This window comes from Paraburkholderia atlantica (assembly GCF_009362785.1).
Taxonomy (GTDB): Bacteria; Pseudomonadota; Gammaproteobacteria; order Burkholderiales; family Burkholderiaceae; genus Paraburkholderia; species Paraburkholderia atlantica.
The window spans coordinates 1-12757 of sequence record NZ_WHNQ01000081.1 but is presented as its reverse complement, the minus strand read 5'-3'; the positions used below and the strand labels follow the sequence as shown (position 1 = coordinate 12757).

The following is a 12757-nucleotide window of genomic DNA, read 5'->3' as shown; positions in this document are numbered from 1 at the left end:
ACCTTCATGGTCAGGATGCGGCGGGTAAAGCGGTGTTTCGCAGAAAGTTATCGCGCAAGCAACTGATTGAGTTCTTCGCCACGCTCCATCCATGCACGATAGTCATGGAGGCGTGTGCTGGTGCGCACTGCATGGCACGCAAGATCGCCGAACTCGGGCACGAGGCAAAGCTGATCTCGCCGCAGTTCGTACGCCCGTTCGTGAAGAGCAACAAGAACGATTTCGTCGATGCCGAGGCAATCTGCGAAGCAGCTTCCCGACCGTCAATGCGCTTCGTAACGCCGAAGACTGTATCGCAACAGACACTGTCTGCCCTGCACCGGGTACGCGACTCACTCGTTCGGGACAAGGTTTGCACGACCAATCAGATGCATGGATTCCTGCTTGAATTCGGCGTCACGCTACCTGTCGGCAATGCCGTTGTCAGGCGCCTGCCCGCGTTGCTGGCCGAGCACTCCCTCCCGCCACGTCTCGTCGCGATTCTTGAGCGCCTGCATGCGCATTTCAAATATCTTTCGGAGCAGATTGGCGAGATCGAGAAGGAGCTCAACCGGCAGCTTGCGGATGACGCTATAGCCCAGCGACTGCTTACCATTCCGGGAGTTGGACCGATTACCGCAAGCTTACTTGCCTCACAACTCGGCGATGGAAAGCAGTATCGATGCGGCCGCGACTTTGCCGCTGCCGTCGGACTGGTCCCCCGCCAGTACAGTACGGGAGGCCGGTCGAACCAACAAGTTCGCGCGAATAGCCTGGGCCATTGCGAGTCGCGACGCTGTATTCGACCCATGCACGCGAAGCGCCCCTCGATGAGCCACCTCCCGCCGAACTGCTTTACCGAAGTCGATCCATCTGGTTTTGCGATTGCTGAATACTGATGACGTGAACGGCAAACCGGCCTGACGGAAACCCTGAGAGGTTAACCAGCTTCTGAAGCTGCCCCTGTTATCAGGACCATCAGGCGCGATTCTCATCGAGGCGCGACGGCTCATCCCGCTCTGACGCCGGATAGATTTACGCAAACCCAACGCGCCAAAAAATTCAGCATTGCAAAAACGGGGGTGACCATAGAAAAACCTCCGCAACAGGAGCACACATCATGACCGAAACCGAGGTAAAAGAGCGCGCCTTCGCGATGCCGCTCACGAGCCCTGCGTTTCCGCCGGGCCCGTATCGCTTCGTCGATCGCGAGTTCCTCATCATTACCTATCGGACTGATCCGGACGTACTTGCCGAAGTGATACCCGCGCCGCTGGAGATGACCGATCCACTCGTAAAATTTGAATTCATCCGGATGCCTGATTCGACCGGCTTCGGGGATTACACGGAAAGCGGCCAGGTCATCCCGGTCCGGTTCCAGGGCCAGGTGGGCGACTATGTGCACGCCATGTTTCTCGACGATGAGCCGCCAATTGCCGGTGGACGCGAAATCTGGGGATTTCCCAAGAAGCTTGCATCTCCGCAATTGCGGATCGAAAAGGACACGATTGGCGGTGTCCTGAGGTACGGCCCGGTTCCGGTAGCAGTCGCGACGATGGGTTACAAGCATCGCGCGCTGCCGCACGACAAGATTCTCGCGTCGCTTTCGGCGCCGAACTATCTACTCAAGATCATTCCGCATGTCGATGGCACGGCGCGAATCTGCGAACTCGTGCGCTACTTCTGCGAGGACATCGCCGTCAAGGGTGCGTGGGAAGGTCCAGCAGCGCTAGAACTGTTCCATCATGCGCTCGCGCCTGTCGCGTCGCTGCCGGTACTGGAAGTGATCTCGGGCGTGCACATCCTTTCCGATCTGACTCTTGGCCTTGGCACGGTGGTTCACGACTATCTTGCCGAGTGAGGAGAACCATCATGAAACTGCAAGGCAAGTCCGTCATTATCACGGGCGCGGCAAGTGGCATCGGCAAGGAAATCGCCATTACCTATGCACGCGAAGGCGCGCTGGTCGCCATCGCAGACCTCAATCTGGACGCTGCCAATGCGACGGCGGAAGAAATCCGGGCGGCGTTGTCATGGGTACTGTAGGCCAATGTCTCGGCACATGCATAGTTATCCTTATCAGTCAACCGTCTCAACCGGGTCTGAGACGGTCCAGCCATGCCATGTTGCGAGACGTTCTTTCAGGATAGCGCGATGACGAGCGGCGTTCATCTGATGTCTTGATAGCGCGAAGTGCTGACGGATCGGGCCGAAGCACGAAAGACAAGCCTGCGTGCGATGCGCCTCGCGAAACCCGCACATCTGGCGTTCCCGCCTACGGGTGGGCTGGTGGCTGTTCTCGGCGCGGTTGTTCACGCGTGCGGCCGCTTTGACGAAAACGTGCTTTACCTGAGCAAGCTCAGGGATATCAGCCTTCGCCGCCGGATAACTGCGCAGCTGGTCGGTAACGATCTTGCGTGGCACCGGGTTTGAACGTAGCACCCGCCGGAAGAAGCGCTTTGCCGCGGCCTTGTCGCGACGCTTTTGCACCAGCACGTCGAGTTCGGCGCCATGCTCGTCGACCGCGCGCCACAGGAGATACGGCTCACCGCGCAGCGTCACGAATACCTCGTCTAAATGCCAGGTGCTGCCGGGCTTGGGCCGCACCGGTTTGGGACGCTGAGCGAATCCAGCGCCGAACTTGTCGCACCAGCAACGGATCGTTTCATATGCGACCACAACGCCACGCTCAAGCAACAACTCCTCGATGTCGCGCAGGCTCAGGCTAAACCGGAAGGCAGTATGACTTTGCGTGAGGCAGGGGCTGGCCCGCCGTGGGGAAACTGAACGCGGGTTAGCATCGCTGCCAGAGCCGCACGGTGTGGACGGTGCCACACCCGGCGATTTCCAGCACGGAGGCCAGCATGCGAAACGATAGCACGGTGTACGTTGGACTGGATTTTCACAAGGACTCGATCACGGTCGCCTACGCGATCGACGCGGGCGAGATCGAACTGCTGGGCAAGACCGGTACGACCGGGGCCGACAGGTTCTGTTGCAGTAAGGCCCACGCTAAAATTGGGTAGCGAATTTTTGAGCTGTGCGATGAAGAAGACGAAGACACCGCGAACCACCCTCGCGCCGGGCCTGGCCAAGGTCCTGAAGCGCCTTCACTACCCGCTCGAAGTGATTTTGCTGTGCGTGCGATGGTACGTGGCCTATTCGCTGAGTTTGCGCAATCTTGCGGAAATGATGGACGAACGTGGTATCGCGGTGGATCATTCGACGGTGTACCGCTGGGTCATCAAGCTGCTGCCGCTCTTCGAAAGGCGCTTCCGCAAGCACAAGCGTCCGGTTGGGAAAAGCTGGCGAATGGACGAGAGCTATATCAAGATCAAAGGCGAGTGGAAAAATCTTTTACAGGGCAGTGGACAAGGCGGGCGACACGGTCGACTTCCTGCTCAGGGCCAGGCGGGACAAGGTCGCTGCCCGGCGGTTCTTTGAAAAGGCGATCGCCCATAATGGTACGCCAGAGACCGTGACCATCGACAAAAGCGGCTCCAATCTGGCCGCACTGGATGCGGTGAATGCCGATTGCGAGACGCCGATCAAGGTCCGTCAGATCAAGTACCTGAACAACATTGTCGAACAGGACCATCGGGCTATCAAACGCCGGACCCGGCCGATGCTGGGATTCAAGAACTTCCACCGTGCGAGGGTCATTCTCGGCGGCATCGAGGTAATGCACATGATCAGGAAAGGACAGATGAAACGTGCCGGCAAATACCCGTCGTCTGCTTCCCAGCAGTTTTACTTCCTTGTGTCATAAGCAATACTTATCATATCGACATTTCTCGTCCCGACACCGTTACTGCAACAGAACCATGTTGGGCGCCATGCCACGATTGAAGATCGCGCGTCGGTTGGCACGACAGTCGTAGACGCCATCCAGACTGACGATTGCGCCTTGCAGGTCTGCGCCGATGGCGCGGGCCATTGCAGTGAGTTTCGGCAGCGCCTCGCGCAGCAGGGGCGATTCGTTGCGGTTACCTGGGGCACTGACGAAGGGCGCGATGACGTTGCAGTGGCGATCGCAGAATGGCACCACCTTGTCACCCTTCAGATGTTTGTGGCTGTAGCCGAGGTTGTCACCGCCTTTCTTGGCGGCCGTCGTGGTGCCATCGCCGTGAACAACCGTTAGATCAAGCAGGCTGTCGTCATGAAGCCTGTACCGAGCCAGCAAGCAAGCGGTTTCATTGTGCAATTTTGGCTGAAGTCAGCCAAAGCCCCTTCCCACAAGGCTTTGCGCGATCTGGCGCGACGCGATTCTAGTCGATCCGGCAGCTAGAGACGTCAAAACGCGCTCTTTCGGTCGCTCACCGTCGACCTTCCAAGCTTACAACCCAATCACCGCTGCGCGCCGTCGCGCGCCTACACTCTCAACAGTGCACAGCCCGATCTCGTCGGGAACCCGACGTGCTCGACCACTGTGCGAACCCTGGTGGGAGGACGCCATGTGCTATCAGAAACCCGTTGAACTGGTCGAAAACCTGCTCGACGCCGAACCGCTCAAAGCGAACGAGCGAGACCATACCGCGCTGGACGACTTCGACCACTTCTGCGCCTGTACTGGCTGCTCAGAGGAACTGATCGGCCCGCTCGCGTTCGCTTGGGCCAAGCTCGCCTATATCGACGCCACGACAACCCAATCGTGTTAGTGACGCTACAGGTCGAGGCGACGGACCTGATGCTTGCCCGGCTGTACCCGAAGCCTTTTTACGATTCGGCATGGCTGTTCGAGCTGAAGTCCAAGTAGGCACTCCGCCCCCGTTGCCATTTTCAAAGGATTGCCTCGCAAAGGTGGTTTCAAGTGGCCGTCACCTATTCGTTCCTCGCCATGTCGCCGCAAAAGACATGCAATGGAAGTTGGTAAGTCTCGCTCAAAAATTTTTCTGTGACCCCTAGCAGTGCAAGCTGATGCTCCGCTGCATCCGTCCTCGAAAGCCCTGGTTGGACGATGAAAACTCTGAGGGTTACGGCACATGTCCGACTGATGTCCCTGATCAATGCCAGCCGGTCACGACTACCGACCTCGATACGGGACGGCCTCCCTTCATCGATGCGTGAAGCTTCGCGCTTTAGAAGGTGAACGAAGAGATCGGTCCGTCTGTCCTGGTTGTGCAGCCACATAACGCTCCGCTGTGCCTGCCCGCACACGACGTACATATCGTCAATTCGCGCACCCGCCGTACTCCCGCCAGAGTATTTGCAATGGACCAAATCGACCGTAATCAGCTTCGGCGCGCTCGGATCATCAAGAGCTATTCCCACAATATCCGCTGCTTCACCCGCTCCGTCATCATCAAACAACACGTCATATGCGTACCGATCCTTTAGAACGTCGATGGTTCTGTACTGCACCGAATCCTTCCTGCGCTCCTCACGCTGTGACTCCTTTTTTATATCGATGTCTGTCCAGTCGAGAACCTCAAGCCTGTCCCGCGGAAACAGCGTAGAGCCAGTACGCAGCTCCGTATGCATGTTGCCGTCCAACCTTGAACCATCCGCAAACCAAATTGTCGGTGGGAACTCAGTAAGAAAAGCACAAAGGTCGACTGTTTTCCCCCGCCGGATCTGAGCACGATCCGAGCCTTCATAGAGAAAGGCGAAGTCAGCTGTGGCACCCGATCCCAAGAACTTCAAACGGACTTTGACCTCCCGCCCCTCGGTGAATATACGGAGGATCAGTGGCGCGGTTGCCGAGCATTCGACAAGTTCGATGCCGACGTGAGTCATGAAAACTTCCGTGACGTAGTCAAAATAGAATGCGGTGCCGGACTCGTTGAAGTCGATGAGTTCGACCGGCCAGTCGACCCCAACTGCAACGGAAGATGGGCGCGCCATGACCATGCGCGGAATCAAGGTGCCTTTCAGAACCTCTTCTGGATCGATCTCGACGTTCGCGATCTTCTTGCCGGCTTGCTTACACCACTCGGAAAAATGGCTTACACGCAAGCGCATATTCGACCACACACGTCCCCGCCTCCCTGCGCCGATGGAAGTTTGCTCCCCACGTGAAAATCCGACCCCTGCTAAAACAGCTGTCGTCGAAGTACCCAGAGTTGCTTCAGATAGACGTGCTCCTACGTCTGGCCCCATGCGGCCGGTGTATCGAATCTGGCGGCCAATTTGCTCGTTGAGGCCGACATTCGTGAGCATTAGCCGATTGATTCCAGCCATCACCCTGAACACATCGGGCGCAACTACCAAGGAAGCATCGTCCCCGCACAGCGCTTTCGCAAAGTCGGTGTAAGTTCCTGTGTTCGTCGAACCGTGAATATAAAGGAGAGCGCGAGGTTGATCCCATACAGCAATACAGAGTTCCCAGACGATACTCTCAACCGATGCGATATCGGTCCAGGGCACACCTTGGCGTCGCGGCGCCAAAACCACCAAGGTGTGTTCGGACGCGTTAAGAATCGGATAAATCCGCTCGTCCTTCGATCCTCCTCGAAATGCCTTTCGGTAATTCTCCGGTTTCCACGTCGCACATCGGGTGCGATATACGACCATGCTTGCTGACGGATGAATTTCATGCAACGGGATATCGTCGAGCTGCCCGACAAACCCAGCGAGAAATTCCTGCGCCTCCACTTCTTGGTCGATCGCGCCTTCGCTCAGACCTGGCAGGAGAAGATTCCAGTCAGGATCCTGGGAATATAGTGTCCGTAACTCTTCCCGAAGATTCACATCTGCGGTATTTGCGATGAATACTGGGTCACCTAGATCCTTTCGCAGTCGCGTGAAGCGGCCAGCCAACTGCAGAGTGATCGCCAAGCTCTTCTTTAGGTCGTGGAATGCGGCGATCTTCAGTTCGGGCATGTCAAAGCCTTCACCGAGCATGTCCACACAGACTACAATCCTTGATTGGCCGCAGTCGAGTAAGCGCCGAGATGCATTCGCTTCCTTCGCAGACATGGCGCTGTGGAGCATGACAGGGTTGTATTGTCCAATACTGCGGTAGATCTCAAGCACCTCAGCGGCACGAGCTTTGGTAGCAACACGCGCCATGGCCACGTGAAGTCCTGTTGCGTCTTTTTGCAATTCATTCACGACCGCTTTGGCGATTTCCACATCGGCTCGCGGCGTGCTAAATTCGAAGACATTCCTGAAACGAATAGAACGAAAGTATCCCTCGCTCTGGGCCATTCGGAGGGGGTACACATAGACTATCTTCCCGTCGAGTGGGAGGCCATCCTCCCGGAACGGAGTCGCCGTGAACTGCAAAATGGGCCTTTCACGTGTTTTGAAAAACGATTTGAACTGTTTCCACGTAGGGGCCTCTGCGTGATGCGCCTCGTCAATGAATAGGTGGGAGCATTGCTCCGCCATGCGATCTTGAACGTCGGGAGAGCAAAGTCCCGCCAATGCACTGGTGGTTACGACGACGTTGCATTGGCTGAAAAATTCATCGACCTCATCCGGAGTGGCCGGGAGCTTCGTTAACGTACCGACCACTGGCCTAGCGGCCGCTTGATCTAGGACTATGCAATCTGGATATTTAAGAATTCCTAGACTGTAGAACTTTTCGGCAATTTGTCGCCGGAGCGCATCGGTTGGAACTAGAACAAGCAGACGTGGACAACGCGCCGTAACCAAGGTTGCCAACATGGTCTCAGTTTTCCCAGTCCCCGTCGGCATGACCACCGTAGCAACGTTTGAAGTCGTCGACCAATGCGCATGTATTGCGTGGAGCGCTCCGATTTGCGGTTTGCGCAGACCAATCTTTCCGAGACCAGCTTCGTCCTCGCCAATATACTTAAACGCGTTTCGCCAACTATCAAGTGCTTCAGCAACTGGATTACCTACTATTGCCCTGTTTCTAGGTATCCACTTGGCATTTTGGAGGTCAATTTCCTCGGCCGCTTCCGGAATATGTCCAACCATCACGGCCCCATCGGAGGGTATCTCCGCTTCCACGGGCACGCGCTGAAACAGGTAGATGATTTCGCCTACAGCGGTCTCAAACATCCAGCCGGCCGCAGATGGGAGCGTAAATCGCGTCATCTGAGCTTCCAATGTCCTGGAAGCCTCCGTCAACTGCTTGACCGTTCCTTTCGCAAATTTAACGTCTATACCGAGTACCGGCGGCAGCGTTAGCTTCATTCACTATCCCCGAGAAGATCTATTTTGACTGCCGAGTGGGTAAATCGCGCACGCTGCAACACTCTTCCGGCGCGACAACCTGAGCCGATTCGTTATGCACTCTCGGCAAAGATCGTCGAGGATCTAGCCTGTGACGTCGAATGACCGGACTTGGCCGATGCAGTGTGAAAACGCGCTCCGTATGAAGCCTTCTCAAAAGCCGACCCTTCAGATCGCCGCGTATCGGCGTGGTGACGAGTTGGGAAGGGTAAAGCGACACGCGAAAGTCAAATGCTTTTGCGTTTTCACACGGCTTCGGCCGATTTCAGCTTTTCACACGGCTTCGGCCGATTTCAGCAGTTCGTGGTTGGAGCAGCGCACCGCAGGCCCACTGCAAAAGGTGCCTGCTTAGTATGACGGCTTGATGAAAAAGAGTGGCGAGACGGTCGCACTCGTCAGCCGCAGCGGTAAGTCGCTGAATGACTCGTTCTTGGCGGTTGCCGAGCGATGTGGAATGTGCCCGGTAACTTCGCATGGGATGCCGAGCTGACCGTCTACGATCAGGCCGGCCGTCCCGACTTCGAGCGGTTGCAACAGCGAGCGCGCACCCGCGTCGCGATGCGAGTGCGGACCGCGGCGCGCGAGAATCCCGCTCGCCTTTACGTGTTCGATCTGCTCGCGACCGAGGCGCGAGACATGCGCGCGCTCCCTCTACGCGCCCGCAAAGAGCATTTGCGCGAGTCGTTCGACGACACCGCCGTACTCGTCTGCGCCAGCGCGATCGTTGGCGCGGGGGAGTTTGTCTGGGAGCAGGTTCTGCTGCACGGGTTCGAAGGGAATGGTGGCCACGCGCCTCGACTCACCCTATAGGGGACGTCGCGCCCCTGACTGGCTGAAGATCAAGAATCCCGATTCCGGACGTCCTGCGGCCCTTGGCTGGGGTCGCCGATAGGCGCGCACGACCGATGTCCAGTGAGCACGCCACGCTCCTGGTAGCGCATTATATACTCCATACAGATCGTTATACACTCCTTGTTGTGTTAGAAGCGTGACCGCGCGCAGTCATTTTGCCTTCATATTGTGGGAAACCAGCCGCTGATTTCTATGCACTACGAATTTGGTGTTAAACGTTTGCCGGGCTTGGTGTAAACACCTATGAATCTCTGTAAACCCCTGATGAATAGGCTTTTTAAGACTCACTTAATACCGACAAAGTACATTCCGGCGCGCGATGATCCTTGCGTTATGGCTCCGCAAAACTTACCTTACCTTTCGCGCGACACAAAAGAAGATCAGATGCTCTGTACGGTAGATAGAAAGCACCAAAAAGAGCACGGAACGCGACAAGGTTGAAGGACCGGGGGGTCTTATGAACGTAATGGAGCAACACAGATGCCCTATGGACTTGATTACACCGACGTGCGGTACGAGACAGACCACGACGGCAACCGTCTGAAGGCGACCATCCCCTACACGATCTTTTCGGCTCTCACTGAGTTCTGGATCGCAGCGCGACGCGCACAGACTGCGAAGATCGAGGCGGGAGCGCGCCCCGGTCAGTACAAGGGATCATTGCAGGCGGCGCAGTTGCCCGACGAACAGCCTGCGGAGACGGCCGAAACCAAATCTGCTACAAGCCGCCACTTCCCGCATGACCAGCACTGGCAGAACCTTGTCGCGCGTCTGCCTGTCGACGTCGAGCCCGCTGCGCCATCCACACCGGAAGCAGTGGCCGCGCCGATACCTGAACCGGCAGACGCGCCCGCACCGCAGCAGCCAGTCGTCGGGCCATCCAAAAAGCAGAAAGTCGGACGCGTGTTCTATCGCGAGTTCATGGCGAAGCCGCCCGCTGAGGTCATGGCACTCATCAACAAGGGCACGTACTTCATTCGCGCATGGCGCATCTATCGCGGGCTGACTCTCGCGGATGCCGCCGAACTCTGCGGCGTCGACCTGACAACCATCATCTGGCACGAGAACGGACGCGGCGCGCCGAAGATCAGGACGCTGGAAAAGTTCGCTCAGGCTTACGACGTGCCCATTCTCCAGATCACCCCGAAGCCCGGCACCGACGATTCGCCATTCGAGGCCACGCAGAAACGCACGGCCGCGACTCCTGCGCGCACCCGGGCGAAGTCTGATGATCCGCCTGCGGACCCCGCGCCGAAGAAGCACGCGATCGCTGCGCCGCTGGCTCCTGCGGACACGACTTACCCCGATGGCGTACTCGACAGCCTGCTGGCGGGCAAATCACCGCTTCTGGCGTGGCGTCTGTATCGCCGGCTCTCGCTCAATCAGCTTGCCGAGCAGTACGGCGGTCGACCGGGCAACCTGAAGGCGATGGAAGAAAAAAGCTCCCTGCGCTCCGCGACGATCGAGAAGCTGTGCAAGGTCTTTCACTGCAAGCCCGAACAACTGCTGCTGCCAGTCGACCTGGAGGCCCGTCGCGAGAGCGCCGGCGCATCCAGTACCGCATCCGTAGCTTCTACTGCGCCGGCAGTCGTGCCGGCGGCACCATCTGGCGCCTCGTCGACGCGGCGAGCCGCTCCCGTCGCTCAGCCGCAATCGGTCATTGCCGCGGCGTTCGAGCATGCACAAACGATCGATCCGCAAGCCCGCGAAGCCCGGCAGCATGGCCGGAGCAAGGTCGACCGGCTCGCAAGAATGCAGAGGGAACTCTCTCGCCTCTGATCCCGTTTTTCAACTAAAAAACAAGTACCGTAAAGGCGGATTTTATTGCTCTATAGCGCCTGAAATGCGTACGACATCCCCACAATGGAGTATTCCATGACGCTTATGATTCAAAGCGACCCGGGACATTGGTATAGTTCCGAGTCGTCAACAGATCGAGGTTTAGATGACCACCAAGAAAGCTGCCGACGATTCGAAGTCGCGGGAAAATGGCAATCCGCACTTCGAAGAGGAGGAAGGTCCACGCGTGAAGATCAGCATCACGGTCCCAGCGGACTTTCTGGAACGTCTCGACGCGTACCGCAAACGGCGCGGTGGCCTCAACCGGTCCGCGTTGCTCGCGCTCGCGACGGACTGGTTTATGGACGAGCATCCGCTAAAGAATCACTGAGCGTTACGCGATGCGCGACGCATCGCGAGGCGTCCCTGCCGCCAGGCACGGGGGTACGCCATGGCTAAGGCCACACCACCCGACGTCGAACTGAGCGTTCACATCGACGCCGGACTGAACGCGCGCCTGCTGAAGTACGCGCACGAGCACGGCGTAACACCCGAATCGGTCATGATTGAAGGCGTCTGCGCTTTCATGAGCACTTTTCCGCTGCGCGAAAACCGCGTGCCTCGCAAACGGCGCGGTAGCAGCGAGCAGTAAGCGCGCGACCATGAAAGCCGTAAGGATGCCCGATCCGCACGCCGCCAGGATCGGGACGGCTATCGAGTATTCCCCGCCTGCCGTAGGCGATCTCCGCGACTTCTTTCCGCACGGCAAAACCTGAAATAAGGGGCAACCGATGAAAGCAAAAAAGACTGCTGCGAAAAAGGCGGCGGCCACGCGCTCGCCTGCGCTCGCACCATCGGCACGCAAAACGGCAAGTAACACGAGGACAACGTATATGAAGCTGCTGAACGAACTGAAGGCGCAACTCGCTGAGCTGAACGCGGAGATCGAAACCGCGCGCGCCGCCGAAGTCGAGCAGGCCATTGCGGATTGTCGCGCGCTAATCGACCTGTACGAACTGACCGCATCCGACCTCGGATTCGTGAAAACGCAGACCGTGCCTGCGAATCGTGGTACGCGTACGTTCCGCGCAAAGGCTCCTCGCGCTGCGATTCCCCCTATATACCGCGACCCGAAAACCGGCGCAACGTGGAGTGGACGCGGGCGCGTTCCGCGCTGGATGGACGGACAGGACCGCGCAGATTTCCTCATCAACGGATAGCACACCGAGGAGGTCGCATGAACGACGAATTCGGGAAAAACGGGCTCGAAGCAATCGCCCTGAATTCCGAAACGCTGCTGCGCATCATGCAGATCGTGCGCGAGCGCGGAGAACTCGAAGGCAGGCGCGAGGCGTACCTCGATATTTGCGCGGGGGTCGACAAGGCGCTCGCTGAAGCCCAGGAGAAGCTTACGCGCTCGTCCGAGCAGCAGATCGTTAGGGGGCTACGTGGCGAACGCAAAATAAATAGTGCGCGAACGTGCGGAATCCCGGGAATTTTCCCGATGGCAGACTCGAGGGCGGGCGGTGGTAAGGGTTGATGCGACCCGCATCAGCGCGTCAGAGTGCGGCGCGGTTACACTGTTGCCTTTCGCCGGACAAGCCTTTGTATTCCGTTAACGAGGGAGAGAACGATACCATGCGCTCTGTTTACAAAGTCAAGTGGAGGATGGTGCGCTCGGGCAGTGTACCCGTGCGCTTCGTGTGCGTGACGGATCTCAATCTCGGCCGGAGTGTCACGAACAACATCGAAGGCGTGATCGACGACCTGATCCGGGCCAGCTGGCTCGACTATGGCGACCGGATGATCTATTCCGATGCACATGGCATTTGGGACGAGGTAGTGCTGGGCGAGGACTGCCGCTTCCTCGGCTTCCGGTCGCTGAACATGCGTACGTGCGACGAGGCGATCACGCTCGGGCTCCTGTCGTCGCGCTACCCGGAGGGCATCTAGTATGCAGTTGCCATTAGAAATACTCCGGCGATTCCTCACGCCCGCCTTC

At 57.9% G+C, this 12757-nt stretch carries 12 protein-coding genes and 4 pseudogenes; 13 read left to right on the top strand and 3 right to left on the bottom strand.

The features are described from left to right. The 3 genes and pseudogenes from GCT19_RS39285 to GCT19_RS39275 form a co-directional block, all read left to right on the top strand. Window positions 1-731 (top strand): annotated as a pseudogene (locus GCT19_RS39285) (IS110 family RNA-guided transposase); the annotation flags it as partial. A 368-nt stretch (window positions 732-1099) separates the two neighbouring features. Then, a complete protein-coding gene (locus GCT19_RS39280; protein ID WP_018437902.1) occupies window positions 1100-1840 on the top strand; it encodes an acetoacetate decarboxylase in 741 nt (246 codons plus the stop codon). An 11-nt stretch (window positions 1841-1851) separates the two neighbouring features. After that, window positions 1852-2007: pseudogene (locus GCT19_RS39275) on the top strand (SDR family NAD(P)-dependent oxidoreductase); the annotation flags it as partial. Window positions 2008-2058: 51 nt separating this feature from the next. Here GCT19_RS39275 and GCT19_RS39270 read toward each other — a convergent pair. Beyond that, window positions 2059-2715 (bottom strand): annotated as a pseudogene (locus tag GCT19_RS39270) (IS6 family transposase); the annotation flags it as partial. A gap of 128 nt (window positions 2716-2843) precedes the next feature. On the opposite strand from GCT19_RS39270, the pseudogene GCT19_RS39265 reads away from it, so the two are divergent. After that, window positions 2844-2975 (top strand): annotated as a pseudogene (locus GCT19_RS39265) (IS110 family transposase); the annotation flags it as partial. A 49-nt stretch (window positions 2976-3024) separates the two neighbouring features. Further along, window positions 3025-3748 (top strand): IS6 family transposase gene (locus GCT19_RS39260; RefSeq protein WP_152854902.1). Its coding sequence is split into 2 segments (ribosomal slippage): window positions 3025-3336 and window positions 3338-3748, totalling 723 coding nucleotides; the frame shifts between segments, so codons are not numbered across the junction. 39 nt (window positions 3749-3787) lie between these two features. Here the strand turns inward: GCT19_RS39260 and GCT19_RS39255 are convergent. Beyond that, window positions 3788-4162: a hypothetical protein gene (locus GCT19_RS39255; protein WP_227749468.1), complete on the bottom strand. Its 375-nt coding sequence runs from the start codon at window positions 4160-4162 to the stop codon at window positions 3788-3790. A 271-nt stretch (window positions 4163-4433) separates the two neighbouring features. Between GCT19_RS39255 and GCT19_RS39250 the strand changes: the two genes are divergently transcribed. Beyond that, window positions 4434-4637 carry a hypothetical protein gene (locus GCT19_RS39250; protein ID WP_018437033.1) on the top strand — a complete coding sequence of 68 codons (204 nt, stop codon included), beginning with the start codon at window positions 4434-4436 and terminating at the stop codon, window positions 4635-4637. Window positions 4638-4800: 163 nt separating this feature from the next. Here GCT19_RS39250 and GCT19_RS39245 read toward each other — a convergent pair whose 3' ends face one another. Next, window positions 4801-8085 (bottom strand): DEAD/DEAH box helicase, encoded by a 3285-nt coding sequence (locus GCT19_RS39245; protein ID WP_152854901.1) that lies wholly within the window; start codon window positions 8083-8085, stop codon window positions 4801-4803. A 495-nt stretch (window positions 8086-8580) separates the two neighbouring features. Between GCT19_RS39245 and GCT19_RS39240 the strand changes: the two genes are divergently transcribed. The 7 genes from GCT19_RS39240 to GCT19_RS39210 all read left to right on the top strand — a co-directional run bounded on the left by GCT19_RS39240 (window position 8581) and on the right by GCT19_RS39210 (window position 12708). Next, window positions 8581-8934: an ATP-dependent DNA ligase gene (locus tag GCT19_RS39240; protein ID WP_157646508.1), complete on the top strand. Its 354-nt coding sequence runs from the start codon at window positions 8581-8583 to the stop codon at window positions 8932-8934. Between the two features lie 522 nt (window positions 8935-9456). Next, window positions 9457-10755, top strand: coding sequence for a helix-turn-helix transcriptional regulator (locus GCT19_RS39235; RefSeq protein ID WP_152854900.1), 1299 nt, complete (start codon window positions 9457-9459; stop codon window positions 10753-10755). A gap of 166 nt (window positions 10756-10921) precedes the next feature. Beyond that, window positions 10922-11146 (top strand): ribbon-helix-helix protein, CopG family, encoded by a 225-nt coding sequence (locus GCT19_RS39230; protein ID WP_018437029.1) that lies wholly within the window; start codon window positions 10922-10924, stop codon window positions 11144-11146. 60 nt (window positions 11147-11206) lie between these two features. After that, window positions 11207-11407 (top strand): hypothetical protein, encoded by a 201-nt coding sequence (locus GCT19_RS39225; RefSeq protein WP_018437028.1) that lies wholly within the window; start codon window positions 11207-11209, stop codon window positions 11405-11407. Between the two features lie 241 nt (window positions 11408-11648). Further along, the gene (locus tag GCT19_RS39220; protein WP_018437027.1) at window positions 11649-11975 is read left to right on the top strand and encodes an H-NS histone family protein; all 327 of its coding nucleotides are present in this window, start codon (window positions 11649-11651) and stop codon (window positions 11973-11975) included. Between the two features lie 17 nt (window positions 11976-11992). Then, a complete protein-coding gene (locus tag GCT19_RS39215) occupies window positions 11993-12295 on the top strand; it encodes a hypothetical protein (protein WP_018437026.1) in 303 nt (100 codons plus the stop codon). Between the two features lie 98 nt (window positions 12296-12393). Next, window positions 12394-12708 carry a hypothetical protein gene (locus GCT19_RS39210; protein ID WP_152854899.1) on the top strand — a complete coding sequence of 105 codons (315 nt, stop codon included), beginning with the start codon at window positions 12394-12396 and terminating at the stop codon, window positions 12706-12708. Window positions 12709-12757: the final 49 nt, after the last annotated feature.

Coding starts and splice junctions, on each gene's coding strand:
- GCT19_RS39280 (WP_018437902.1), top strand. CDS start 1,100: ATGACCGAAACCGAGGTAAAAGAGCGCGCCTTCGCGATGCCGCTCACG.
- GCT19_RS39250 (WP_018437033.1), top strand. CDS start 4,434: ATGTGCTATCAGAAACCCGTTGAACTGGTCGAAAACCTGCTCGACGCC.
- GCT19_RS39245 (WP_152854901.1), bottom strand. CDS start 8,085: ATGAAGCTAACGCTGCCGCCGGTACTCGGTATAGACGTTAAATTTGCG.
- GCT19_RS39235 (WP_152854900.1), top strand. CDS start 9,457: ATGCCCTATGGACTTGATTACACCGACGTGCGGTACGAGACAGACCAC.
- GCT19_RS39230 (WP_018437029.1), top strand. CDS start 10,922: ATGACCACCAAGAAAGCTGCCGACGATTCGAAGTCGCGGGAAAATGGC.
- GCT19_RS39225 (WP_018437028.1), top strand. CDS start 11,207: ATGGCTAAGGCCACACCACCCGACGTCGAACTGAGCGTTCACATCGAC.
- GCT19_RS39220 (WP_018437027.1), top strand. CDS start 11,649: ATGAAGCTGCTGAACGAACTGAAGGCGCAACTCGCTGAGCTGAACGCG.
- GCT19_RS39215 (WP_018437026.1), top strand. CDS start 11,993: ATGAACGACGAATTCGGGAAAAACGGGCTCGAAGCAATCGCCCTGAAT.
- GCT19_RS39210 (WP_152854899.1), top strand. CDS start 12,394: ATGCGCTCTGTTTACAAAGTCAAGTGGAGGATGGTGCGCTCGGGCAGT.